29 protein-coding genes are annotated in these 23692 nt (G+C 38.3%); 7 read left to right on the forward strand and 22 right to left on the reverse strand.

The annotated features are described in order from the left end of the window. Positions 1-209 precede the first annotated feature (209 nt). From WAX74_RS09205 to WAX74_RS09235, 7 genes are all read right to left on the reverse strand, one after another. Positions 210-1094, reverse strand: a complete 885-nt coding sequence (locus WAX74_RS09205; RefSeq protein ID WP_336497364.1) for a MurR/RpiR family transcriptional regulator — start codon at positions 1092-1094, stop codon at positions 210-212. A gap of 69 nt (positions 1095-1163) precedes the next feature. Further along, positions 1164-2069, reverse strand: a complete 906-nt coding sequence (murQ, locus tag WAX74_RS09210; protein ID WP_336497365.1) for an N-acetylmuramic acid 6-phosphate etherase — start codon at positions 2067-2069, stop codon at positions 1164-1166. A gap of 29 nt (positions 2070-2098) precedes the next feature. Next, positions 2099-3091, reverse strand: a complete 993-nt coding sequence (locus WAX74_RS09215) for an N-acetylglucosamine kinase (RefSeq protein ID WP_336497366.1) — start codon at positions 3089-3091, stop codon at positions 2099-2101. Continuing rightward, positions 3078-3905 (reverse strand): carbohydrate ABC transporter permease, encoded by an 828-nt coding sequence (locus WAX74_RS09220; RefSeq protein ID WP_336497367.1) that lies wholly within the window; start codon positions 3903-3905, stop codon positions 3078-3080. The genes WAX74_RS09215 and WAX74_RS09220 overlap by 14 nt, the downstream gene beginning before the upstream one ends. A gap of 11 nt (positions 3906-3916) precedes the next feature. Continuing rightward, the gene (locus WAX74_RS09225) at positions 3917-4861 is read right to left on the reverse strand and encodes a carbohydrate ABC transporter permease (protein WP_336497510.1); all 945 of its coding nucleotides are present in this window, start codon (positions 4859-4861) and stop codon (positions 3917-3919) included. Between the two features lie 27 nt (positions 4862-4888). After that, positions 4889-6202, reverse strand: coding sequence for an ABC transporter substrate-binding protein (locus WAX74_RS09230; RefSeq protein WP_336497368.1), 1314 nt, complete (start codon positions 6200-6202; stop codon positions 4889-4891). A 16-nt stretch (positions 6203-6218) separates the two neighbouring features. Next, positions 6219-7241, reverse strand: a complete 1023-nt coding sequence (locus tag WAX74_RS09235) for a serine hydrolase domain-containing protein (protein ID WP_336497369.1) — start codon at positions 7239-7241, stop codon at positions 6219-6221. 397 nt (positions 7242-7638) lie between these two features. Here WAX74_RS09235 and WAX74_RS09240 point away from each other — a divergent pair, with 397 nt between their 5' ends. The 6 genes from WAX74_RS09240 (at position 7639) to WAX74_RS09265 (ending at position 13059) form a co-directional block, all read left to right on the forward strand. Beyond that, a complete protein-coding gene (locus WAX74_RS09240) occupies positions 7639-8247 on the forward strand; it encodes a TetR/AcrR family transcriptional regulator (RefSeq protein WP_336497370.1) in 609 nt (202 codons plus the stop codon). A gap of 19 nt (positions 8248-8266) precedes the next feature. After that, the gene (gene menE / locus WAX74_RS09245; protein ID WP_336497371.1) at positions 8267-9763 is read left to right on the forward strand and encodes an o-succinylbenzoate--CoA ligase; all 1497 of its coding nucleotides are present in this window, start codon (positions 8267-8269) and stop codon (positions 9761-9763) included. Further along, complete coding sequence (locus tag WAX74_RS09250; protein WP_336497372.1) at positions 9760-10176, forward strand: MaoC family dehydratase; 417 nt, start codon at positions 9760-9762, stop codon at positions 10174-10176. Before menE ends, WAX74_RS09250 begins: the two co-directional genes overlap by 4 nt. Then, entirely contained in the window at positions 10173-11174 is a 1002-nt protein-coding gene (locus WAX74_RS09255; protein WP_336497373.1) for a 3-oxoacyl-ACP synthase, read from the forward strand. Before WAX74_RS09250 ends, WAX74_RS09255 begins: the two co-directional genes overlap by 4 nt. A 12-nt stretch (positions 11175-11186) precedes the next feature. Beyond that, a complete protein-coding gene (locus tag WAX74_RS09260; RefSeq protein WP_336497374.1) occupies positions 11187-12410 on the forward strand; it encodes a substrate-binding domain-containing protein in 1224 nt (407 codons plus the stop codon). A gap of 253 nt (positions 12411-12663) precedes the next feature. Then, on the forward strand, positions 12664-13059 hold the full coding sequence (locus tag WAX74_RS09265; protein ID WP_336497375.1) for a lipoprotein: 396 nt from the start codon (positions 12664-12666) through the stop codon (positions 13057-13059). 130 nt (positions 13060-13189) lie between these two features. On the opposite strand, the gene WAX74_RS09270 is transcribed toward WAX74_RS09265, so the two are convergent. Genes WAX74_RS09270 through WAX74_RS09280 form a run of 3 tightly spaced genes read right to left on the reverse strand, consistent with a single transcriptional unit; the run spans position 13190 to position 16210 of the window. Further along, on the reverse strand, positions 13190-14101 hold the full coding sequence (locus WAX74_RS09270) for a glycine betaine ABC transporter substrate-binding protein (protein ID WP_336497376.1): 912 nt from the start codon (positions 14099-14101) through the stop codon (positions 13190-13192). Further along, positions 14098-14955 carry an ABC transporter permease gene (locus WAX74_RS09275; protein WP_336497377.1) on the reverse strand — a complete coding sequence of 286 codons (858 nt, stop codon included), beginning with the start codon at positions 14953-14955 and terminating at the stop codon, positions 14098-14100. The genes WAX74_RS09270 and WAX74_RS09275 overlap by 4 nt, the downstream gene beginning before the upstream one ends. A 1-nt stretch (position 14956) precedes the next feature. Continuing rightward, on the reverse strand, positions 14957-16210 hold the full coding sequence (locus tag WAX74_RS09280) for a quaternary amine ABC transporter ATP-binding protein (RefSeq protein WP_336497378.1): 1254 nt from the start codon (positions 16208-16210) through the stop codon (positions 14957-14959). Positions 16211-16424: 214 nt separating this feature from the next. Here WAX74_RS09280 and WAX74_RS09285 point away from each other — a divergent pair, with 214 nt between their 5' ends. Further along, the gene (locus WAX74_RS09285; RefSeq protein ID WP_336497379.1) at positions 16425-16982 is read left to right on the forward strand and encodes a GbsR/MarR family transcriptional regulator; all 558 of its coding nucleotides are present in this window, start codon (positions 16425-16427) and stop codon (positions 16980-16982) included. A gap of 162 nt (positions 16983-17144) precedes the next feature. On the opposite strand, the gene WAX74_RS09290 is transcribed toward WAX74_RS09285, so the two are convergent. From WAX74_RS09290 to gvpJ, 12 genes are all read right to left on the reverse strand, one after another. Beyond that, positions 17145-17357, reverse strand: a complete 213-nt coding sequence (locus WAX74_RS09290; protein WP_336497380.1) for a hypothetical protein — start codon at positions 17355-17357, stop codon at positions 17145-17147. A gap of 63 nt (positions 17358-17420) precedes the next feature. Then, a complete protein-coding gene (gene gvpU / locus WAX74_RS09295) occupies positions 17421-17825 on the reverse strand; it encodes a gas vesicle accessory protein GvpU (protein ID WP_336497381.1) in 405 nt (134 codons plus the stop codon). 5 nt (positions 17826-17830) lie between these two features. Continuing rightward, positions 17831-19204, reverse strand: a complete 1374-nt coding sequence (locus tag WAX74_RS09300; protein ID WP_336497382.1) for a hypothetical protein — start codon at positions 19202-19204, stop codon at positions 17831-17833. A gap of 191 nt (positions 19205-19395) precedes the next feature. Beyond that, positions 19396-19722 (reverse strand): gas vesicle protein, encoded by a 327-nt coding sequence (locus tag WAX74_RS09305; protein ID WP_336497383.1) that lies wholly within the window; start codon positions 19720-19722, stop codon positions 19396-19398. A 26-nt stretch (positions 19723-19748) separates the two neighbouring features. Continuing rightward, positions 19749-20033, reverse strand: coding sequence for a gas vesicle protein K (locus WAX74_RS09310; RefSeq protein ID WP_336497384.1), 285 nt, complete (start codon positions 20031-20033; stop codon positions 19749-19751). Continuing rightward, the gene (locus tag WAX74_RS09315; protein ID WP_336497385.1) at positions 19999-20274 is read right to left on the reverse strand and encodes a gas vesicle protein; all 276 of its coding nucleotides are present in this window, start codon (positions 20272-20274) and stop codon (positions 19999-20001) included. The genes WAX74_RS09310 and WAX74_RS09315 overlap by 35 nt, the downstream gene beginning before the upstream one ends. A 19-nt stretch (positions 20275-20293) precedes the next feature. Next, entirely contained in the window at positions 20294-21100 is an 807-nt protein-coding gene (locus tag WAX74_RS09320) for a GvpL/GvpF family gas vesicle protein (protein WP_336497386.1), read from the reverse strand. A 12-nt stretch (positions 21101-21112) separates the two neighbouring features. Next, positions 21113-21367, reverse strand: coding sequence for a gas vesicle protein GvpG (locus tag WAX74_RS09325; protein ID WP_336497387.1), 255 nt, complete (start codon positions 21365-21367; stop codon positions 21113-21115). Further along, positions 21367-22134 (reverse strand): GvpL/GvpF family gas vesicle protein, encoded by a 768-nt coding sequence (locus tag WAX74_RS09330; RefSeq protein WP_336497388.1) that lies wholly within the window; start codon positions 22132-22134, stop codon positions 21367-21369. The genes WAX74_RS09325 and WAX74_RS09330 overlap by 1 nt, the downstream gene beginning before the upstream one ends. Positions 22135-22149: 15 nt before the next feature. Continuing rightward, positions 22150-23070, reverse strand: coding sequence for a gas vesicle protein GvpN (gene gvpN, locus WAX74_RS09335; RefSeq protein WP_336497389.1), 921 nt, complete (start codon positions 23068-23070; stop codon positions 22150-22152). Positions 23071-23094: 24 nt separating this feature from the next. Next, on the reverse strand, positions 23095-23361 hold the full coding sequence (gene gvpO, locus WAX74_RS09340; RefSeq protein ID WP_336497390.1) for a gas vesicle protein GvpO: 267 nt from the start codon (positions 23359-23361) through the stop codon (positions 23095-23097). A gap of 64 nt (positions 23362-23425) precedes the next feature. Further along, positions 23426-23686 carry a gas vesicle protein GvpJ gene (gvpJ, locus tag WAX74_RS09345; RefSeq protein ID WP_336497391.1) on the reverse strand — a complete coding sequence of 87 codons (261 nt, stop codon included), beginning with the start codon at positions 23684-23686 and terminating at the stop codon, positions 23426-23428. Between the last annotated feature and the right edge of the window lie 6 nt (positions 23687-23692).

Raw genomic sequence — 23692 nt, forward strand, 5'->3', positions numbered from 1 at the left:
AGTAACCCCAACCAGAGGTTGGGGTTACTTTATTTATAAAACAATGTCTTTTTTTCTCTTTCCTAATTATGCCTTAAATACTTTTTGCTTGCCTAGTAATGGCAAAAAGCTAAGGCATTTAGGTACATGAATGACAGAATACTGGTGAAGATAAGATATCATGCCAGTAATAGAAAAGAATTTGTTACTACGCTTTAACATATTTTATACTATTCGTTAGCACTTTTTCTTTTTGGTACCTTTTGATACAAATCATCAATCGCCATTCTTGTTGCATCTAAATAACCGATCGTTTGCTCAAATGTACTTGTGGCAACACACATAAACAGAATATCAATTACGTGTAGCTGTGCAAGTCTTGAAGATGTTGCCCCACTTCGAAAAGCAGGTTCTAATGAGCTTGCTGTAAATAAATTTATTTCAGCTAAATCCGCGACCAGACTATTGCCATAGCGTGTTAAACTAATTGTTTTAGCGCCAGCCTTCATTCCGATTTCTAAAATCTTCGATACTTCATGTGTTTCACCTGAAAATGAAATGCCAAATATTAAATCATTTTTTGATGCATTTGCCACTGCAGTTGCAGCTAAATGTGCATCTGGATAAAAGGAGCATTGTTTATGAATACGCATAAATTTTTGCTGTGCATCCATTGCAGCAATACCTGAAGCTCCTACCCCAAAAAAATAAATATGATCCGCCTGTAAAATAGTTTTTACAGCGTTCGATAACTGCTCCATATCAAGCATATTTGTAGTTTCTCTCAACGAACGAATACTTTGATGTGTGATTTTTTCAACCATCGTTTCAAACGATTCATTCGGCCCAATATCACGTACATCCTTACGCTCATGCTGCAAATCGCCAGCAATTCTAAGCTTTAAATCCTGAAAGCTATTAACTTGAATCGATTTGCAAAGCCGTATAACAGCCGCACTGCTCGTACCACTTTTTTTACCTAACTCTACAGCTGTAAAATTAATTGACTCCTTCGGATTTTTTAAAATATATTCGGCAATTTTTCGCTCTGAGCGAGGTAGTCGATCCTTCATTTCCTCTAATATTGCTAATCCCGCATTTACCTTTTGTGGCATATTCACACACCCTCAATTATTACTAGATTTATAGTAAAAGGTGAATAGTTATTAACTATTCACCCCATATTAATGCTTTATTTCTCCGATTGCAGCCCGAACTTTTCCATCTGTCTTATTCAATAATACAGCTACTTCATCGGCTGTGAATTCAGTTAAAAGCATTACAATCGCTTGCTTTACATTAAATTGCGTTTCAGTTAACGCTTTCTCTGCCTCTTCATTCGTTACATTTGTTGCTTCACAAACAATTCTCTTTGCACGTTCTTTCAACTTGAAATTACTAGCGTGCACATCGACCATTAAATTTTGGTACACCTTGCCCAGTTGAATCATTGTAGCTGTAGAAATCATGTTTAAAACCATTTTATGTGCTGTTGCAGCTTTTAAGCGCGTAGAGCCTGTTAGTATCTCTGGACCAGTCTCTACCTCAATCGCTACATTCGCAAATTGACTGATAGCTGCCTGCATATTGCTTGTTAAACTGATTGTTTTAGCCCCGATTGTTTGAGCATAAGATAGTGCCCCCGCTACATAAGGTGTTCTCCCACTAGCAGCAATTCCAATAACAACATCACTTGAAGTAATTTTTTTTTGCATTAAATCATTTTCTCCAAGCTCCTTATCGTCCTCTGCACCTTCAACAGCAACCATTACAGCACTTAAACCACCGGCCAATACTGCCTGTACCATTTGTGGGGAAGTACTAAATGTAGGCGGGCACTCAACAGCATCTAAGAGACCAATTCGACCGCTCGTTCCTGCTCCTACATAAAACAATCTCCCACCTTTTGAGAGCTTATCATACACAATGTGAATAGCATCCTCAATTTGTGGCAAAACCTTTGCTACTGCAATTGCAACTGTCTGATCTTCTTCATTCATCGTTTTAATAATTTCCTTCACGGACATGCTATCTAATTTACTCGTTTTCGGGTTGGATCTTTCCGTTGCTAGTTTTTCCAATCCATTCATTTACGTCATACCTTTCATCGTTATGTTCATCATAGATGTTTCCATGACTCAATAACTTCTCTTTTCAGTTTAGGTGTGAGCGGGATGCCTACGCTAAACAATGCATTTATATACGAGCCAATCACTGGTGGTAATGAAGGTACATATAATTCATTATCAAACTTTCGCATAGCCTCTACAAATGAAGCACAAAACATATCATTTAAAAATAAGCCACCACTTAGTACAATCGGCATTTTTTTGGCTTCCTGCTCCCGCTCTAGTATGGTAGAAAGAAGCTCAACTAACGACATAATTGCATGTTGAACAATATCATTAGCTGGTCCATACTTTTGCTCTGCTAGTTCTATTACTGGCTTTGCTAATGATGCAATAGCTGTACGTGGGTTATCGTGATCATACACGGCGGTAATAATTTCAGATGAATTTTGTAGCTTAAAATGTCGCAAAACAGCCTGCGTTAACGGTTCATCTTGCGAAAAATTGCCATGTTTATCAATATACTTTGTTACATAGCGAAGTGCTTCATTACCAATATGATAACCGCTTCCTTCATCACCAAATAAATAGCCCCAGCCCCCCGAACGTGTAGTACGCGCTCCTTCATCTTGTACTAAATAAGCAATCGATCCTGTGCCCGCAATAACTACAAGCCCATTCAAACTAAATGAGCCACTTACAAGGGCAGGCACAGCATCATTCGTAATTTGAATACGACAAGGATGTGATTGAAAATATATACTCATCCAGTTAATCCATGTTCGTTTATCTTCTTCTCTGTCTCCGCCTGCAGTTCCAATATATATTGAAGAAACCTGTTCCTTTTGTATACCAGACTGCTTTAATAAAGTATCTAGAAGCTCCAAAATTTGAATACGTACCTTTTCAGGCTTCGTAGATTTAATATTAGAACCCTTACCTACGACCTTGCTAATTATTCGACCAGAGCTATCTCCAATAACACAGACTGTTTTCGTTCCTCCTCCATCTACACCGATAAAGTATTCCTCACTTAAGCGCACCGGCTGTCAGCCCTTCCATAAATTGTTTCGATGCAACTAAGAATAGAATCATCATCGGTAGAGAAGCTAATGTTAAGCCTGCGAATAGGGATCCCCAATCCGCCGAGTGCTCACCAAACAAGGATAACATTCCAACCGGAATTGTCATCTTCGCCTTTTCAGTAATAAAAATTAATGGGAAGAAAAAATCATTCCATGCGGAAATAAAGTTTACAATAATCACTGTACCCAATGCTGGACGCATTAATGGAAGAAGCACATTCCAAAGCACACGTAAGTTTCCTGCCCCGTCCATTCTTGCTGCTTCCTCCAACTCCATAGGCATTGTTTTAAAGAAGCCAGTCAGAATAAGCATTGTTAGGGGTGTACCTGTAGCGATATTCATAAAAATAAGAGACCAAAGCGAATTAATTAGACCTAAATCACGCATTAAGATGAAGAGTGGTACAATGCCTAGTTTTATTGGAATCATCATTCCTAATAAAAATAAAAAGAAAATAGCATTATTCCAGCTAAACTTGAAGCGTGCAATATAAAATGCTGCTAGCGAGCAAAACAGAACAACGAGCACGACAGAGGTTACACTAACAATTACACTATTGATAAAATATTGATCAAACGGAATTTTACTCCATAATGTTCTATATGTATCTAAGCTAAAACTCGTTGGCAATCCTAATGGATTCTTGAATATTTCAGCACTCGTTTTAAACGAAGATAAAAACATTAAAAAAATCGGGTACAAACTAATTGTGGCGACGGCAAACACAATAACATAATAAAATGGCTTCGACCATATCGAACTGTTCTTCATACTACTCACCCTTACATTTGTACTTCTTTTTTATTCATAAATTTCAAGAATACCATTGTACATACTAATATGAAGAAAAATAACACTGTTGCTAAAGCAGAGCCTAGCCCTATAGCATCCGAGCTTCCGGATGTGGAACTACCAAATGCTAAGCGATAAAAGAATACAGCTAACGTGTCCGTAGAAAAATACGGCTCTCCCATTGACCCTTGCATTGCATATACGAGCTCAAATGCCTCAAAAGATTGAATAAATGTTAATACCGTCATGATTAAAATGGAAGGTACCATTAATGGTAAATAAATTTTCCGAAGCATCGTCATTCCTTTTGCGCCATCTAATTTAGCTGCCTCCACTAGTTCAACAGGAATACTTTGAAAACCTGCTAAAAAGATTAATACCCCAAAACCTAATCCAAACCAGCAATTCACTAAAATAATAGAGACTAGTGCTGTGTTTGGGTCTCCAAGCCATGCTCGTTGTAATTCCTCTAATCCTAGCTTACCTAGCAACATATTCAATGTACCGAAGTTTGGATTTAAAATAAGCTTCCATAAAAAACCTACAACAATTACAGATAATAAACGTGGTAAAAAAAAGGCAATCTTGAAAAACTCAGCACCTTTTACTTTTTTATAAATAATAAATGCAAGTAAAAACGCTAAGCCATTCATAACAATCATTTGTAAGATAAAATACAGCACGTTATTCTTAAATGCATTCAAAAACATAGAACCATAGGGCTCTGTCGTAAACAATGTAATGAAATTGTTAAAGCCAACAAATGACTCTCGTGAAAAACCATTGAATGAATAAAAGCTATAAGATAATGCAGCTAATATAGGATAGAGCACAAACAAAGCATAAATAATAAGTGCAGGTATTGGGAAAAGGTGGATAGTCCACCGTTTCCCCTTTTTTCTTTCCTTCTTTGTTGAAGCTGTTTGTACAGTCATAGTCATCATTAACAGCCTCCTTGTTTGTTATTTAAAAGGCTCAAATGAAATTTCTGCATTTTCCTGCACTTTTTGAGCTACTTCCGCTGGCGTTACTTCTCCTAAATACATCCCTTGTAATTCTGTTTCTAATACTGATTTCGTTGTCGGATCTCCACTTACAAAGTTAATTACCCAGTAATATGGAGTTGAATTGGTTTCCACTGTTTTACTTAATTCACTAAGAAGCTCGTCATTTGAAGTTATACCAGGAAGCGCACTAATCATTTTGAACTCTTCCACAAATAATTCTCCAAACTCTTTTGTTGTTAAAAATTCTAAAAACGTTTTTGCAGCTTCTTTGTTTTTAGAGTTTGCATTTATCGCAAATGATCCATCTACCCAAGTTGTCACTGTTTGATTGCCAGTTTTTGAAGGCATTGGGAAAAAGCCGAAATCTAAATCTGAATTCAGTTCACTAACGACTGGGATTTCCCAGCTTCCAAGTGGGAACATTGCTGCCTGCTCCATAGCAAATAATGTACGAATATCTTCCATCCCTAATCCTTCTGAGTTAGCAGGGAAATATTTTTTCAAATCATTCATTACTTCAATTGATTCAACAAATGCTGGATCTGTAAAGTCTTTTTCACCAGTAACTAGTTTATCTGCGAAAGCATTTCCATCAACTACACCCGGTCCTACAATGCCATGTGTTAAAGATAATAACCAGCTCTCTTTAGTTCCCATCGCAATCGGAGTAATATCTGCTGCTAATAATTTTTCATTCACTTCGATAAATTCATCCCAAGTTGTAGGCACTTCAAGTCCTTGGTCTGCAAATATTTTTTTATTATAGAAAAATTGTGTTGAACTAATGTTTAATGGTACACCGTACTGCTTTCCATCTTCTCCTCGAGAAGCAGCTAAATAGTCATCTGAAAATTGATCTAATCCCTTTAGGTCTGTAATTGGCTCAACAAACCCAGCTCCAGCGAGCTTTAATCCTGCTGCATACGGACGTAGATGGAAAATATCAGGACCTTCTCCTGCTTGCAATGCTGTATTTAAAACTGTATTGTATTCCGTATTTTTAGTTGGATTAAATTCAACTTCAATATCAGGATTTGTTTCGTTGAACAACGCGATAACTTTTTCATATTTCGCTACATCTTCTGTGCGCCAACTACCAATTGTTAACTTTACTTTTTCTGTAGCTTCACTTTTTTTACCATTATCCTCACTATTACTATTATTACTATTAGTTGAAGTATCATCACTATTGTCAGAACATGCTGCTAAAACTAAAGTAAATAACATGACAAACAAAAACAGAAATAGAAACTTATTTGATTTTTTCATTTTTGATACGCCCCTTTTAATTTGAAATGTACATTTCATAAACCAAATCATGAACCCCTTGTCTAAACTCTTTCATGTGAAAGTGTCTTCCATAATGCACTGCATTTGTTAGTAGCACTACAAATAATTTCCTCTTTGGATCCATCCAAATACTTGTCCCTGTAAAACCTGTATGACCAAAAGAGCCGACCGTCCACCTCCTTCCGCAGGATAGTACCGGATTCTGCCCAGTCCAAACTTCGAAACCGAGGCCTCGATGTTGAAATAAATGAGCATGACATAAATCCAACCATTCAGATGGTATGATCGATTGTTTTGATATGCCTAACCAGTATTGCGCATACTTTACTAAGTCCTCTACACATGAAAATAAACCTGCACTCCCTGAAACACCTTCTAACAAAAATGCCTTTTCATCATGTACCTCCCCCTGCACATATTGTCCATTTACCAATTCAGTAGATGCAATATTATGTAGGAGGTACTTTGAGGGATTGAACGTAGTGTGCTGCATGTTCCAAGGTTTAAAAATTTCTTTATTAGCAAAACTATTTAAGGATTTACCTGAAACTTCTTCAATGATTTTACCTAGTAAAATCATTCCTAAATCACTATAAACAATGTTTTCCCCTGTCGCGTAGCTTAACTTCAAAAGATATATTTCTTCCAAAATATTTCTTATTTCATCTCTTTGTACAGGTGGTGATAAATCTGCCTGAAGACCGCTATTGTGCTGAAGTAGGTTCTTAATCGTAACTGTTTCATGTAGAAAATTAGGTAAAAATTTTTGTACTGAATCCTCTAATACAATTTCTCCTCTTGCTAATAACAGTAATACGGATGGTAAGGTCGCTACTACTTTCGTTAAAGATGCTATATCGAAAATTGTTTGTTGCATAATTGACTGAGTACTGCCGTCTCTCGCTGTAAAATTACCGTAATTTTGCTTCAATAGAACATCCAAATCACGCTGCACATGAATTACTACACCTGGAATTTTTTGATCATTAATAAACCCCTCAATATACTCTTGAAGCATTTTTCACCCCCAAATAAATTCCTTAAAATTCTGATAATTCAATATTATAAAATATTATACTATAAAACAACAAAAATATTAAAATATTTTTTCAAAAATGCCCAAAAAGTAGTTTTATAGCGAGCAGGAGAAAATTTATAGATTTGAGCCCAGTCTCTCAACACAGTATATTCATCCGTTTCTCGAAAATGTACCTTCTTCTGTTCAAATTAAACTTTTAATTGCTTTATAAAAGACACCTACCAGTTCTCCAGTAAACTATTGAATATTCCTTATTTAAATTTTATTAATTTTTCGTCTGGATAATTACAAACTAGATTTTTATATAAATTATTTTTAAAAGGGTATTGTAATTTCTGAATATTTTACATATTATAAAAACTGAGAGGTGATTCATATGTCAGAAATAATAAATTTATCTTCCCATTCCCTACCACTTACAAAGAAAGGAGAAAAAACACGACAGCACTTACTTGATATTGCAGAAGTAGTTTTTGGTGAAAAGGGTTATTTTAATGCTTCCATTGTTGATATCACACAAAAAGCAAAAGTAGCACAGGGCACATTTTATAACTACTTTCCTTCTAAGCAGTCCATTTTCGAAGAACTTGTTCGAAACATGAGCCACACCTTTCGAAGTGAAATTCGAAACGCTGTTAAGAGAGCTACTAATTTTGAGGAGTCACAAAGAATTGGCTTTAGAACTTTCTTTTCTTGGGTAAAAAATCATCGCAATTTGTATAGCATTGTACAACAAACGGTTCTTGTGGATGAACAACTATATCGTTGGTATTACGAGCGACTTGCCTCTGGATACATTAAAGGTCTTGAGGAAGCTATCGGAAAAGAAGAAATAAGAAAGTACGATACGGAAACGATTGCTTATTGTTTAATGGGAATTAGTCAGTTTTTAGGGATGAGATGGATTTACTGGGAGGATACAGATGTACCAGAGGATCTTTTAGAAGATGCAATAGCCCTTATTTTCCAAGGATTACGAAAATAAAAGCAGGAGTGATGTCAGAGTGAAAGGTATATCACATTGGATTGATCAGCGTTCTATCATTACACCAAATAGGCTAGCTTTAATAGATGATCGGAGAAATCTTACTTATTTAGAAATGAGCAAAATGATCAATCGATTTGCCGGAGTATTACAGTCCACTTATTCTATTAAAAAAGGAGACCGAGTTGGCGTTCTGTCTATGAATAGTATTGATTTTATTATTGTTCTATTCTCAATGGCAAAACTAAATGCTGTGGCAGTTCCACTTAATATTCGCTTAACTGTAGATGAGTTAGAGTATCAGCTAAAGGATAGCGGACTTCAAACACTCATTGTTGATAACGACAACCATACTAAAGGTAAAGAGTTATTAAATCGAACACTGTTTCAGTTATTAACATTCGAAACAATTAATCTTGCAAAAACAGAACAACTAACACCTACCGAAATTGACTCAGCTGCCCCCTACATTATTTGTTATACATCTGGAACAACGGGAAGGCCTAAAGGAGCCGTCTTAACCCAAGAAAATATGTTTTGGAATGCAATTAATAATACTGTAGGACTTGATATTACTTCTAAAGATAAAATTATTACGTTATTACCACTTTTCCATATTGGAGGAATTGGTTTATTCACATTACCTGTACTGTTATCTGGCGGTACTGTTGTAGTTCCTGAGCGATTTGACCCTGAGCAAGCGTTGGAATATATCGAGAAGCATGAAATCACCATTGTTATGGGTGTTCCAACGATTCATGATTCTTTACGGAAAAGCCCAAGCTTTGAAACGACTAATTTAACCTCCGTTCGATTCTTTTATAACGGAGGCGCACCATGTCCTGAAGAATTAATACGTTGGTACTTAGAAAAAGGGATTAGTTTTGGGCAAGGCTATGGATTGACCGAGACTTCCCCTACTGTATTTTTACTATCGGAAGAAGACTATCACCGTAAGGTCGGCTCGATTGGTAAACCCGTTATGTTTACCGAGATACGAGTTGTTGATGAAGAAGCAAAAGAAGTTTCACCTGGAGAGTATGGCGAATTGCTTGTAAAGGGACCGACTGTTATGAAGGAATACTATAACCTCCCCGAGGAAACAGCTAAAGCAATTCAAAATGGATGGTTTGCAACTGGAGATATTGTAAGACAAGACGAGGAAGGCTTTGTTTTCATTGCTGGCAGAAAAAAAGAAATGATTATTTCAGGAGGTGAAAATATATATCCTCTAGAGGTTGAAAAAGTCATTTACGAGCTTCCAGATGTGGATGAAGCAGCTGTAATCGGAGTTCCCCATGATAAATGGGGTGAAACACCTATCGCCTTTATTGTCCTAAAAAAAGAAACAAACTTTACAGATGAGAAGTTGAAAGAATATTGCACTAAAAAATTAGCCCGCTATAAAGTTCCAAGCATTTTTAAAATTGTAAGCGCTTTACCCAAAAATGCGACGGGTAAAATCGATAAAGCAACTCTAAAAAAATTTTATCTAGAAGAGGTGATGAGCTTATGATGAACTATTTTGTTGGACAGACAGCATCCTTTAGTAGAACAGTTACCGAAACTGATATTGTCATGTTCGCTGGTTTAAGTGGTGATTATAATCCTGTACATGTCGATAAGGAATATGCTGACGACACGAGATTTGGAAAGCGAATAGCACATGGTTTATTAACTACCTCCTTTCTCTCTAGGCTACTTGGCATGGAGCTTCCTGGAAAGGGATCGGTTTATTTAGAGCAGTCCCTTAAATTTTTAAAGCCAGTTTTCATTGGAGATACAATCACTGCTAGTGCTGAAATATTAGAGATTGATCAGGATCGGGGAATTCTGCGGCTAGAGACGATTTGCCGAAAACAGGATAATACGGTTGTGTTAAAAGGAGAGGCCAAAATGATGATGCCAAAGGAAGGAGCAAAGATATGATACAAATTGTAAAAACAAGCACTTATTTTCCACCCGGAGTTGAAACAGCCCAGTTACTAGAAGAGAAAACAGGCATTCCAGAAAATGTGATAAAAGAAAAATTCGGTCTATACGAAAAACATGTTGCTGATTCATCCATGCATGCTTCTGATATGGCCATTAATGCTGCCTTGCCACTACTAGAGGTGGTAGACCCACTGAATATAGACGTTGTCATTTACTTTGGAAGTCCGTTTAAAGATTATGGCGTTTGGTCAAGCGCCCCAAAAATCCAATATGAGCTCGGAATAAAAAATGCCTATGCTTTTGAAATAATGAATGTCAGCTCTTGTTTTCCCATCGCCCTTAAAGTAGCAAAAGATATGTTAACTTCCGATAAGACACTAAACAATATATTACTTGTTGGAGGGTGTAAAGAATCGCAAATTATTGACTATCAAAATCCTCGATCAAGATTTATGTTCAATTTTGCTGATGGGGGTGCAGCAGCACTTCTATCAAGGGATAATGGTAAATTTGAAGTTTTAGAGTCATCCATTTACACAGATGGTTCCTTCCATGACGATATCCGTGTTCCAGCTGGAGGGTCTGTTCTCCCCGCTTCCCATGAAACAGTGGAAGAGAATCTACATTTTATTGATGTAAAGGATCCCGCTGATATGAAAGAACGGCTTGACCCAGTATCTGTAGCTAATTTTATAAAGGTAGTAAAAGATTCAGTAGAAAAAAGTGGATATACGTTGCAGGATATCGATATGCTCCTCCCATTGCATACAAAAAAGTCGATGTTCAATCAAATCTTAGACGGACTAGAACTTTCCGAAGAAAAAGCAGTATATCTTGACCATCATGGCCATATGTCAGCCCTAGATCCACTCGTAGGGCTCGATTTTGCCGAAGCTGATCAAAAACTTATAAAAGGGAACATCGTTGTTGCAGTTAGTGCAGGTACAGGTTACACATGGGCAGCGACAACTTTAATAAAAATAAGAGACTAAGGGGGAAAGAAAATGAAAATTTTTAAAAACAAAACTGTTTGCTTAGGTCTATTTTTATCAATTCTGTTGTTTATATTTGGTTGTAGCTCTGATGAGGGCGATACCGTAAAGGTTGAAGCGAATGATGCTGCACCTATTAAAATTGGTGTACTCGCATCTTTAACTGGTGGTTTAGAATCCTATGGAAAACAATCTGTTCGAGGCTTTGAGCTTGGTCTTGACTATGCAACAGATGGAACACTGGAAGTAGAAGGTCGTAAAATTGAATTTATTGTAGAAGATACAGAAACGAAAGCAGAGGTAGCGGTACAAAAAGCTACCAAACTATTAGAAGAAGATAAGGTGGATTTTCTTGTAGGGTCATCTAGCTCTGGTGACACATTAGCTGTTTTACCTCTTGCAGAGGAATATGAAAAAATTATGGTTGTAGAGCCAGCAGCTGCTGATAGTATCACAGGCGCGGAATTCAATAAGTATATTTTCCGCACAGCACGAAATTCATCTCAAGATGCGGTCGCAGGTGCAGCAGCTATCGTTAAAAAAGGAGTGAAAATTGCTACACTTGCTCCCGATTACTCATTTGGTCAAGATGGTGTTGCTGCATTTAAAGAAGCAGCTATCAAGCTAGGTGGAGACATTATTCATGAAGAATATGTGGATCCTGCTGCTACAGATTTCACTTCCAATATTCAAAAGATTATCGATCAAAAACCTGATTATTTATATGTTATCTGGGCAGGCTCCAATACACCTTGGAATCAAATTATGGATATGAAAGTACAAGAAAAAGGAATCAAAATCTCGACGGGTGTTGCAGATATAGCCACTTTACCTACAATGAAACCTCTTGTAGGAATGGAAGGTTTTACAGTTTACTATCATGAGTTACCAGACAACAAAGTAAATACATGGCTTGTAGAGGAACATAAAAAGAAATTTAATGGGGATGTTCCGGATCTTTTCACGCCAGGTGGAATGAGTGCAGCATTAGCGATAGTAGAAGCAGTGAAGAAAACAGAAGGTAATACCGATGCGGATAAACTTATAGAGACAATGGAAGGAATGAGCTTTGAATCACCAAAAGGCACCATGACCTTCCGTCCAGAAGACCATCAAGCGCTCCAATCACTTTATGCAGTGAAACTTGAAAACAGAGAAGGATTGGACTATCCTGTCCCTGTATTGGTAAGAGAGTTAACCCCTGAAGAAACTGCTCCTCCTATTCGAAATAACTAAATAATATCAAACTTAATTAATTTAGTTGGAAATTAAGAGTGCTTAGTTGGAATAATGAACGATTTAGTTGGAATATAAACGCACTTAGTTGGAAAGTGCCTTTTTAATGGAAGAAAACAATTGATTTCCTTAAATTTCTCTTAAGCTTTCAGTAAGCGGGCTCCTAGCCGTCGTTAAAAAATATTTGACTTCATTCACACTCTCTTCTAGGATAATGTTTTAGGACTTTATTTATTTAAGGAGTGTTTATGATTTGAAGAAATTATTAGTAGCTTTTCTTGGATTAGCTCTACTTGCGGGATGTTCCGAAGAAACGGTAGATACTAATGAAGATAATGCCGTAGATACTGAAAATGTGGACGTAGAAGAAAATGTAACAATTGAAGAGAACGCTGAGAAAGGCGCTAATTCTACTGAAGTACAAAGTGATATAAAAAGTTTCCCTGAGTTTATAATGTTAGCTAAAAATATTGATTTGACTAAGTATATTGCTAACGTTGAAACAGATAACGAAGGAACTCGTGTCATATTCTTTGAAAATAGTGAAGGTCATAAAGAATACAAAAGCATCTTTGTTAAAAATGAAAATCGACTTAAAATCATTAAATTAGACGATGATGGTTTAATTTTCAATGAAATAATTAATTAATGAAGAGAGCTGCTTTGCCTTTTTTATTATGCCATTAGGATCGAAGTAAATACCATGAATCCTAGTGTTATAAACCCGAAAAAACCCCTGGAACAAGTTTTACTCGTTCCAGGGGTTTCGTTTATATTTATTATTCTTTTAAATCTTCAATAGATGTGATGTCCATATATGCTGGAACAACTAAACCAATTTTCACGCCTGTCATACTTGTGCCAAGGTCTTCAAATTTACCATCGAATTTTTCAGCATAGGTTGCATGCGTTAATGGTAACCATCCAGCAAGAGATGCGTCTGCACTACCGTCGGCAATGGCTGTCCACATTGGACCAGCTTCAACTTGAACCATAGTTACATCATAGCCAAGGCTTGTTAATACGATGCTCATAACGTTCGTGCTGGCAATTTCACTATCCCATGCAACGTATGCAAGTTTGATTTTGTCACCGTCGACTTTTTCAATACCCTCTGTCCATGTTGCAATTTTCTCTGGATTTGCATCTACCCAAGCTTGCGCAGCTACTTCTGGTTTTTCACCGTTTTTGATAGCGATCATTACTTCACCCATATCGTCCTCTGTCCAGTTGAAATTAGAAAGGACTTGGTGAGCTTCTGGCATGTCTTCTTGTAATCCAGTACGACCAATTGTGTGAATTTCTTCTTCCCCGCCATATGAGCCTTTTGGATCTTCAAGATATTTCAAATCATATTCAGCAAATTTCCAGTGAGGAGTCCATCCAGTTATGACGATTGGCTCTTCCGCATCATATGCTTTCTTTAGAGAAGCTGTCATTGCCGCACTTGAACCACTTACAAGGTCCCACTCATCTAATTCATAATCTGTAATAGCTCGTTCTGTTGCTTCCATAATTCCAGCTCCAGGATCGATACCAGTGATTTTGTAGTTAAGTGACTCCCCTACTGAACTCGCATTTGAGTCTGAAGATGTCGAATCATTTTTCTCTTCTGTATCACCACATGCTGCTAACCCGAGTGAAAGTAATGCAACTGCTCCTAGACCTGTTATCTTTTTTGCTAATTTCATAATGTATTTCCCCCTAGTTTTTTCTTTCTATTTCCAGCGTATTGCGTGATTCTATCCAAAATAATCGCTACGATTACTATAGATAGTCCAGTTTCTACGCCAACTCCTGTTTTCAATTGCGTAACGGACCGGTAAACCTCTTCCCCAAGTCCTGGTGCACCTACCATTGAAGCGATTACTACCATCGATAGGGATAGCATAATACTTTGGTTTACCCCTGCCATAATAGTAGGTTTCGCCAGTGGAATTTGTATTCTAAACAAACGCTGCCACGTCGTTGAACCAAACGCTTCTGTAGCTTCTATTAAATCTTTTGGTACTTGCTGAATACCTAGCATCGTTAAACGAATTGTAGGAGGCATTGCGAAGATTACTGATGCTACAACTCCCGGTACGACCCCAATGTTGAAAAAGAAAATCGCCGGTATTAAATATACGAACGCAGGCATTGTTTGCATTAAATCCAATATTGGATTTACTACCTTTCGAACACCCGCTTTTTGTGAACTTAGAATCCCTATAGGAATACCAATCACTAGCGCGAATATGACTGAAGTCAATACTAGCGTTAACATTTGAAGCATCGGGTACCAATACCCTAAATAATCGATGAATAATAGGCCAATCAATGAAAAGAAAGCAATCTTTCTCGTAGAAATAATTCCAGCTATTAAAGCGAATATGAAAGCAAGTAATATAGAAGGAACCAAATTCAATATATCTACTGTGCCTTCTACTGCGCCTTCTAGTACATCAGCAAATCCGTCTAGGCCTGTCCCAAACTTGTCTACTAGCCAATCAACACCAGTATCAATCCAATCGGCAAAAGGTAGGCGAGGTAATAGTTCATCCATCTCAAATCACCTCCGTAATAGGTTGCGCTGCGGAATCCATCGTTCCATCTTTGTTAATAAACTCATTATCACCAGATAATGCACCTATAAGGGCACCACGAATAATAATCCCTTGCAGCTTTCGTTCTTCATTAATAACTGCAACAGGAATGCTTGCTGTTGAAACTACATCAAATAACTCTGTGAGAACCGTATCTGGTGAGATCATCGGAAGATCAGAAATAATTACATCATTTAGTGACTTCTCTGATTCAATTGCTTCTACAGTATCCTGTGCTGTTACAGCTCCTAATAAGCGATTCGCATTATCTACTACATATATAGAAGAAATACCTAAATGTTTCATCAGTCGAAGTGCTACACGAGGACCTCGATCAACTTTTACCGTGTCTGCTTTTTTCATAATATGACCAGCAGTCAGTACTTTGGATAAGTCGACGTCTTCCACGAATCGTTCGACATAATCGTTGGATGGGCTCATCAGAATTTCTTCAGGTGATCCAATTTGAACAATTTCTCCATCTTTCATCAGTGCTATACGATCACCAATACGAAGTGCCTCATCTAAATCATGTGTGATGAAAATAATCGTTTTCTGCATATCGTGATGAAGCTGAAGTAACTCATTTTGCATATCTTTTCGAATAAGAGGATCTAATGCACTAAACGCTTCATCCATAAGCAATATATCTGGATTATTTGCTAGTGCTCTAGCAAGTCCAACACGCTGTTGCATTCCACCACTTAGTTGTTTCGGGTACTGGTCCTCATATCCCGCAAGACCAACAAGTCTTAATGATTCTATTGCTTTTTCGTTTCGTTCTTTTTTAGAAACCCCTTGGATTTCTAAGCCATATTCCGTATTTTCAACGATTGTTTTATGTGGGAAGAGGGCAAAGTTTTGAAATACCATTCCAATTTTCTTTCGTCTTACATCACGAAGCTGTTCTTTATTCATCTGAACAATATCCTTACCATCCAGTAATATTTGTCCCATCGTTGGATCTATTAATCTATTAAGCAGTCTAACTAATGTAGATTTTCCACTTCCAGATAGACCCATTATGACGAAAATTTCACCTTCATTGACTTCAAAGGATACTTGTTTCACACCAACCGTTGCACCAGTTGCTTTCAAAATTTCACTTTTGGTTTTACCATCCTTCAGCAACTGTATAGCACGATTACTATTTTTACCGAAAATCTTTGTAGCATCTTTTACTACTATTTTTTTATTTATGTATTCTTCACTCATATCCTCACTCCTTACCGTCCGAAACACACGAACCCAATTCATTATAGATGCAACTCCATAAAATTTCAACAGTTTAAACCTTATTAATTGTTTGTACAGTAAAAACTGTACACAAATTATTTAAAAAAATTGCTTTTTGGGTAAGGATATAATACATTTAAATTTAGTTAGCTGGATTATGTGAACAAAGCTAATTTCAGTGGAGGGAACGTAAATGGATGACCATGAAAAAATAGATAAAGCACGAGAACGAATTATAGAAACAATTGCCCAAAACATACACTTATATGGCTTGGTACCTTCTTCAGGTAGACAATTCGGAACAATGTTTTTTCAAAATGAACCATTAACATTAGACGATATGACAGAAAAATTAGGCATGAGTAAAACAAGCATGAGCACTTCTGTCCGAGCATTGTCCGAACTAAAATTGGTTGAGCGTGCATGGAAAAAAGGAGTACGAAAAGATTTATATAAAGTGACGGATGATTGGTACCAAAGCTTCATTGATTTGTTTTCTATTAAATGGCAGAGATCAGTCACACTACATTTAGTAGCAATTAAAAAATCACTTGCTGAACTCGAGGAACTGTTCCAAGACCCAGCCCTTAGTGAGGAATTACGTGAAGTAGTTCAAATAGATATCGATAAGCTGAAGTATATGAAAGACTATTACAATTGGCTTGAGCGTGTCATAGATGCATTTGAAGACCAACAAATTTTCGATTTGGTTCCTAAGTTTGAGGATTCTAACAAAAATGCTAAAAAGTAATATGCTTCATAACAAAACCCCAAGTAGCAGCACTTTTTAAAGTGCACACTATTTGGGGTTTTTAGTGTTGTTTGCTACGTAAGAAACAAGCATGAATCTCCAACTTTCACAAGAGCGTTAGATTTGTGAGAAAACCTAGTACTAGGTTCCAAAGCATCCCAATCAATTATCAATATCTACCTTATATCCTCTTCTGTCATAGTCGACAGCGTGGTATTGACCCGATTTAATGACTTCTTCAATAAGGCTTTTCTTTTTATGTTGAAGTGCGTTTTTTTCTATAGTGTCCTTTGCGATTAAACGAATGATGTGCACTTCAACTTGCTGTCCCATTCGGTGAACAGAATCTGCTACTTGCTGTAATGGAACTTGCATTTACACTCGGCGAAATTGATTTCCCCTGCAAACGCTGCAGCAATGTGACATATTTAATAACTATTACGCATCCTTCCCGCTGCCATCCAATATTCGACCTAAGAAGAAACCATCAATCTCGCTTAATTTTCCGCGCCAAAGAATTTGTCCCTTTGACGGAGTTGGCTTGCTGTCGCCACAATAAACCTTGGTGTCTTTCATATGGAGAAAATTCGCCCCAGTGTCATCGCTGTTTTGGGCAACCTCCCCAGCCTGATCCAGTTGTTCACTCAACATCTGGGCAATATCATTCCCATCTTTGAGAGTATCACTTAAGGTGCTAAAGTATTCCTTTGCTGATACCATCGTACCTGTAATGACAGCTCCTTTAACATTTAATGTGATATCCAAGTTGAAGTCGTGTTTATTCGCTGCTTGCGCCAAAAACTCAAGTATATTATCTTTATTAGTTCCGGAACTATTGCTCATTTTTACTACTCCCTTCTTAATCCATCCAAAAGCAGATAGGATTCCTCATCTTCGGAGCTTACATTGTGCGTTTTTCCCTTATCCTTCTTGTTTGTCTTCTTGGACTCGTTTTTTTTTTCTGAATTCTGCTTGGAAGCTTTTTCAGATTTGGCATCCGAACGAGCGTTGCTATTTGTTTTTTGATCTTTATTCGGCGTACCTTGTTCTAATTCGTCCTGTTCCTCATTTTCTTCGCTCGAATCCTCGTCTTGTTTCTGCTTGTCTTCTACGTTTTCTTCATCGTCTTCCTGTTCATCTTCTGTTTCTAGCCCAGAATCTTGAGTTTTTTGTGTGCCTTCATGTTCTTCCATTTCAGGAGTCTCTTGGCTTTCGTCATCTACATTCTCTTCATTTTTTTCAAGTTCCTTTGACTCAACTTCATCTTCCTGAGCGTTTCCTGAAGCTTTCGTTTTATCTTTTCCTTCATCCGAGGTAGCAGAGTCTTCACCGGACTTATCCTGCTCCTCATCACTATCAACTTGGCTAGCCGTATTCTCACTATTTCCTTTGCTGCTATCTAGATTCTTGTCCTCATCAGAGCTCTTTTCTTCGTTCTGGTCTTCTTCCTCTGTGGAATCCTTGCTTTGGCCATTTTTGTTTTTAGCTAGTTTTACGAGAAGCTCTTCTATATTGCCTAGGCGATCCTGTAGTTGTTCATTTTCTGCTTTTAAAGCATCATAATCCTGGTTGGATGATCGATCATCTGCGTTGGATTTTCCTACACTATCTTGTTCTTTATCTTTAGCTTCATTCTCTTCCTCTTCACCATTTTCCTGCTGTTCTGTATCTGTTGAATCGTCCTTTAAGGGAGTTTGTAAAACAGATCCTGACTCTTTACTTTCATATTGGTTTTGTTCTTCCTCTTGATTATCCATCGCAAGGTCTTGTGAATCGCTTTGGTTAGATAATCTTTCAGATTCCTTCGAAGTTTTATTTGCCTTTGCAGTTCCATTATTTTGTCCATTCTTTCCCTCAGCTAGTTTGGCAAGCATACCTTCCAAACGGTCCAGACGATCTGAAATATTTTCATTTTCTTGCGAGGAATCTTGTACATTGTTTAATTCAGAAGTATTGCTGGACGGCTCATGATCGTCGGAAGTATTCTCGCCTTCTTTTGAAAACAGCTTGGACGCAGTATCCTTAATGGAATAGACGGCTTTCTTCGAGCTGTCTTTCACTGCTTGTCCCAAGTCCACGCCCTTGTTGCTTAGCTTTTTACCATTTTCAGGACTAGCCAGGTATCCGACGGTTGCACCGATTAGGCCTCCTGCTAGTGATCGTTTAAGATTGCCTTTTTTATTTCCTTCAGATTGATTTTCCTTCAAGATTGTTTCAGTCATGTTGTTTCCTCCTATTCGATATCTTTGCTTATATTTATCGTTCATTGCGCTAGCCGAACATTCCGGAACCGCATAATTGTCTCTTTTTCACGCTCCTGGGCTTGCTAAGCTTAAAGGGTTTGGCAAGAGTAGCGTTCAGGAGCAAGTCACCACTTTCTGCTTTTTATAAATATTATTAGATTAGTTATAGTTTAGTAATCGAACTCACTGGATTTCAGCCCGTTGGCTGAAATTCTCTTTTCGAGAGTTTCAAGCCTTTCGTGGAGCTTCCGGTTCTCTTCCTCTAGAACTTTCGTATTGCTGTCTACCGCTTTGGAAGATAGATAGGGATCGGTTTCCCACCAGTCCATTCCAATCTCTTTGGCCTTGTCGACCGAAGCAACAATCAGCCGAATTTTGATGGTGAGCAGTTCTACATCCGCAATCCCGACTGTGATGTCTCCTGCAATCACCACTCCTTTATCCAGTATCTTCTCAAGTACGTCTACAATCGTGTTAGATTGCATGGAATGTTCCATTTAAAGTCCTCCCTGGGTGTTTGTATTTAAAGCAAGCTTCCTAAAGGACCAAGGTCAATATTCAAGTCTTCGGCATCTAGGCCGAATATTTCTTTCAGCTCTTCCATTTTCTCTTCCAAATTCATCAATGCTTCGCCTAAGTCCTCAATTTGCTGATCCGTAAGCGTTCCGCCTTCGACCCGTCGAATTGCATGCCTTTCCACGATTTGCCGCAGCAACTCAATGACGGTCAGCACCAATTGCGCCAATCCATGCTCCGCATTATCAGGGTCAAGATTAATCTTTCCACTTGCTTGGTTGGCCGGTAGCATCAGTCAATGCCTCCCTCTGTCTGTCAAATTGTTCTGAAGATAAGGTTTTGTAATTTCCAGCTTGATCCTGTACGAGCGATTCTACTGAAGCAATCAATACTCTCAAATCCAAATACACAAGATCTACTCCAGCGATGGAAATTACTAAATCCGCCTTGATCGCAACACCTTTATCTAGGATGACATCCAAAATATCAATGAGCGCTATATCCTTGTTTTCCATCGATTCTCTTAATGCCATATTTACATCTCATCCTTACTTATGAAAAGTTGGAAAAGTGGTAGGCTGGCCATGGACCAGTGGCTTCAAACTGCCATCCCATTCCCTTCATGTCCTTCTCATATTGTTGGATCTGTTCTAAAAAGTTTTCTACATCTGCTGCGGGAATCAGATAGACGCTATTCCAGGTCATGTCATCCTTTCTTCCCGTCATGTCATTGCTCCACGTTCTTTTGACATTTCCTTTTAGCGCAATACCGCTTAGATGCACATGTATGTTCTCACTAATTCTGTTTTTTTCTTCTTCCAGCTCAGATTCAATGAGCTTGTCCAGCTTTTTCTTCTCGAAAAATTGCTTGCCTTTAGAAAGCTGGCTTATTTCCTCTCTTCTTGCTTCAATTGCCGGATTACTCTGGCTCACCTGTTCTTTTAGCAACTGATCATCGCAGTATATTTTCAAATTCCACTCCTCTTTGCCGTAAATAGAGGCAAATGTATCGACCAAGTGCGCTTCATTTGTTTGTACAGTGTTTTCTAAACTTCCTTGGTTTTTGAACAGCGTGCAAAACTTCAGTGGTATGACTGTGTACATTTTTGATAGCATCATGACGGTTTCGTGATGGTGAAAAGCCTTTTCTTGGAGCCATTCCATGTCATTATTAATCTGTTCCTTAATGCTTTCCTCAGAGTACCGTTCGGCATCCAGGCCACAGACAATGGCAGTTACCTTGCCTATAGGCAGGGTGTATATTCCGCTTTTGCCATCAAAGCCATTAATAGAAGGAATCTGCTGTTTGTCTCCTTCATCTGTTGGTATCAATCCATATAAGTAAATTAGACTGTCCATCTTTTCCTTTCCTCATTTCTTCTTTGTCATCTCTTCCCATTGCTGCATTTCCATCCGTTTTGCCATTTCATATCGAAGGATCAAGTCTTCTTCCTTTGCTTTATATACCTCTTCAGGTATTTCACCAAGCTCATACATCATTTGAAGCTGGACCATCTTTCGCTGGATTGTTGGAAGGTCGTACAGCTCTTTATCTGCTTCCTCTTTCACCTTTTCACCGATTTTTATTACTAGGTTAATTGGAGCGGAAACCAGTTTATGAATCATCAGGCATCCTCAACTTTTAAACGGATATTGATAAAGTTATACGCCGGCCAGGGTCCGCTGTAGTTGAACTCAACTTTGTCCTTCCATTTTTCGTAAACCTCGTTAATTTTTTCATCAAAATCTACTTCTTTTCCTCGGTCCACTAAGAAGGCTGCATTAAGAAGCATTTTCTCCCCAATCGGATCGTTGGTCTTGGATGCTTCAGCCAGCTCCGTCAACGGGCTGAAGACTTCCTGCTTTACATCCTGATGTAGTGAAGTGATCAGTTTTTGTGCAGCTCCGCCAATCTGAATTCTTTCGTAATAGCTGGCCGCTTCTGATTTCCCTTGCACAGCTTTTGCCATTTTATCGATTTTCGAATTCTCGCCAACAAGTGATTCCAGCCAGTCTTTTTTGCCGATTACTTTTAGACCGAGCTCCACCTTCCCTTTTATTGCTGGGAACAATTTTTCAAACTGCGGATATAGGTTTTCAAGCAACACACCAACGTCCTCCTTAGACTGGAACACATTGCCGAAGCTGACAGGTATCACGGTGTCGTTCTCTTTCATCACTTGGGAAACGACATTTTGATGCATTAGTAAATTGTCTTTGTTCGGATGATAGATTTTCATCGGAACCTCGGCTGCTACAATGGCCGCGTCCTTATAGCGGATAGTAAACAGCTCTTTGTTTTCGCCTTCAATTTCAAAAGTGCCAAAATGTTCGTCTTTTTCTGTTTGGATTCCGCAAAAAATATAGATTCCATTTTGCTCTTCTTGGCTCATTTGTAATTCTCTCCTTTATTCCTTAGTTACCTCCATGTTACTGCAGGCCTTTTTGATTAATTTCTCAGCTGTTTTAAACGGTTCATCGGATTCGATACACCGGCTCACTTGGTGACTTAGAATGTCCAAGCACAATCGTACAAAGTCCGGATTAGATCCATCAATCTTGATTTTTTGTTCCGCTGCCAACCTACCGATCATGATGGATGCCCGCAGACTCGGACCGGTTTCTTCTTTGCATTCGTTGCGCAGCTTTGCTACCAGCTCTGTAATGGCTGCAGCGTCTTTTTCATTGATTTTGGCTTTATCAGCAACGATAGCCGCCTCACGGTCATGATCTTTATAATCAATATAAATGGTGATAAGCCGGTCAAGAAGTGCATCCTGCGTTTGGTAGACCCCAGCATATTCATCCGGATTGCTAGTGAAGATCACCGCAAAGTCAGGATGGACTCGGACAAACGGCTCAGTCAATTTGGTACCGTACAACGGAAGGATCCCTTCTTCCAAAATGGATAGAAAGATGTTATTGGTAGTGGGCAATGAACGGGTAAACTCATCGTAAACCAGCGTGTATCCATTCTTCACTGCCTCTAGCAATCGTCCATCCCTCCACGTCTCCGTCACATTTTCATCGCGCTTATAGACCGACCGTATATAATTGTCGACTACCTTCTTGCTCGTATAACCTGTAAAGTCTCCTATCAGGTCTTTGTTGTTCAGCTCATGGTTGCCGTGTATGAGCATGACAGGTTTTTTTCTTCTTTTGGCAAGTGCCAGTGCAAGAGTTGTCTTTCCGGCTCCGGATGGTCCTGTAAAATGGATGGGATATCCGGCTTTCATATACTGAAACGAACGGGAAAGCAGTTCTTCCGTCTTTTCGTCGCGAATGATTGTCCGTGAATTCTTGTCGATTTTATCCTTTAAGACCGTCACTCTGTTTCCTCCTACTTCCAAGACTTACACTTCCATATTGATGGAGCTTCTATAGCGGATATCCCGTCTTTTATAGGATGTGATTTCCTTCTCCTCATTGAGATGGACATCATAAACGCCAAGCATTTCATCCTTTGCATACTTTTTCATATATTCCTTTTCCTCAATGACTTCCACCGTCAACTTCCAACCATTATCATCACTTGCTTCTATGGAAGTAATTTTATGGACCGGGGCTACGAATTCATTGAAAAATTCTGTCACATTTCCGATAATCTGTTTGATTTCCATAGCAGCCTCCTGTTAAAATCTGGAACACTAGGGTTAACTTAACCCTAGTGACACCAACTGATTTCTAGATACTAAATCGCGCATTACCTTCATTCGACTGGAGGGCAAGACCATCTTCTTCAATACCGTCTCGTAGCAATCCGACCGCCTCTGCATATCGTAGCCATGTATCCACACTGGCAATGACTACTCTTGCTTCAACTGTCAAAATTTCAATCCCGACTACTGATACTCTGACAAATGCATCAATTACAATCCCTTTGTCCAGAATTCTGTCAATTACCTCCGCTAAACTTGAACTGTCTGTACTTTTTTGAAGTGCCATTATTGC

The organism is Psychrobacillus mangrovi (assembly GCF_037104765.1).
Classification (GTDB): Bacteria; Bacillota; Bacilli; order Bacillales_A; family Planococcaceae; genus Psychrobacillus; species Psychrobacillus mangrovi.

Coding starts and splice junctions, on each gene's coding strand:
- WAX74_RS09270 (WP_336497376.1), bottom strand. CDS start 14,101: ATGAAATTAGCAAAAAAGATAACAGGTCTAGGAGCAGTTGCATTACTT.
- gvpO (WP_336497390.1), bottom strand. CDS start 23,361: ATGGAAATCAAACAGATTATCGGAAATGTGACAGAATTTTTCAATGAA.
- WAX74_RS09275 (WP_336497377.1), bottom strand. CDS start 14,955: ATGGATGAACTATTACCTCGCCTACCTTTTGCCGATTGGATTGATACT.
- WAX74_RS09310 (WP_336497384.1), bottom strand. CDS start 20,033: ATGCTACCGGCCAACCAAGCAAGTGGAAAGATTAATCTTGACCCTGAT.
- WAX74_RS09260 (WP_336497374.1), top strand. CDS start 11,187: ATGAAAATTTTTAAAAACAAAACTGTTTGCTTAGGTCTATTTTTATCA.
- WAX74_RS09250 (WP_336497372.1), top strand. CDS start 9,760: ATGATGAACTATTTTGTTGGACAGACAGCATCCTTTAGTAGAACAGTT.
- WAX74_RS09230 (WP_336497368.1), bottom strand. CDS start 6,202: ATGAAAAAATCAAATAAGTTTCTATTTCTGTTTTTGTTTGTCATGTTA.
- WAX74_RS09240 (WP_336497370.1), top strand. CDS start 7,639: ATGTCAGAAATAATAAATTTATCTTCCCATTCCCTACCACTTACAAAG.
- WAX74_RS09235 (WP_336497369.1), bottom strand. CDS start 7,241: ATGCTTCAAGAGTATATTGAGGGGTTTATTAATGATCAAAAAATTCCA.
- WAX74_RS09205 (WP_336497364.1), bottom strand. CDS start 1,094: ATGCCACAAAAGGTAAATGCGGGATTAGCAATATTAGAGGAAATGAAG.
- WAX74_RS09300 (WP_336497382.1), bottom strand. CDS start 19,204: ATGACTGAAACAATCTTGAAGGAAAATCAATCTGAAGGAAATAAAAAA.
- WAX74_RS09220 (WP_336497367.1), bottom strand. CDS start 3,905: ATGAAGAACAGTTCGATATGGTCGAAGCCATTTTATTATGTTATTGTG.
- WAX74_RS09280 (WP_336497378.1), bottom strand. CDS start 16,210: ATGAGTGAAGAATACATAAATAAAAAAATAGTAGTAAAAGATGCTACA.
- WAX74_RS09285 (WP_336497379.1), top strand. CDS start 16,425: ATGGATGACCATGAAAAAATAGATAAAGCACGAGAACGAATTATAGAA.
- WAX74_RS09290 (WP_336497380.1), bottom strand. CDS start 17,357: ATGCAAGTTCCATTACAGCAAGTAGCAGATTCTGTTCACCGAATGGGA.
- WAX74_RS09330 (WP_336497388.1), bottom strand. CDS start 22,134: ATGAGCCAAGAAGAGCAAAATGGAATCTATATTTTTTGCGGAATCCAA.
- murQ (WP_336497365.1), bottom strand. CDS start 2,069: ATGAATGGATTGGAAAAACTAGCAACGGAAAGATCCAACCCGAAAACG.
- WAX74_RS09305 (WP_336497383.1), bottom strand. CDS start 19,722: ATGGAACATTCCATGCAATCTAACACGATTGTAGACGTACTTGAGAAG.
- WAX74_RS09315 (WP_336497385.1), bottom strand. CDS start 20,274: ATGGCATTAAGAGAATCGATGGAAAACAAGGATATAGCGCTCATTGAT.
- WAX74_RS09255 (WP_336497373.1), top strand. CDS start 10,173: ATGATACAAATTGTAAAAACAAGCACTTATTTTCCACCCGGAGTTGAA.
- gvpJ (WP_336497391.1), bottom strand. CDS start 23,686: ATGGCACTTCAAAAAAGTACAGACAGTTCAAGTTTAGCGGAGGTAATT.
- WAX74_RS09320 (WP_336497386.1), bottom strand. CDS start 21,100: ATGGACAGTCTAATTTACTTATATGGATTGATACCAACAGATGAAGGA.
- gvpU (WP_336497381.1), bottom strand. CDS start 17,825: ATGAGCAATAGTTCCGGAACTAATAAAGATAATATACTTGAGTTTTTG.
- WAX74_RS09225 (WP_336497510.1), bottom strand. CDS start 4,861: ATGACTGTACAAACAGCTTCAACAAAGAAGGAAAGAAAAAAGGGGAAA.
- WAX74_RS09325 (WP_336497387.1), bottom strand. CDS start 21,367: ATGATTCATAAACTGGTTTCCGCTCCAATTAACCTAGTAATAAAAATC.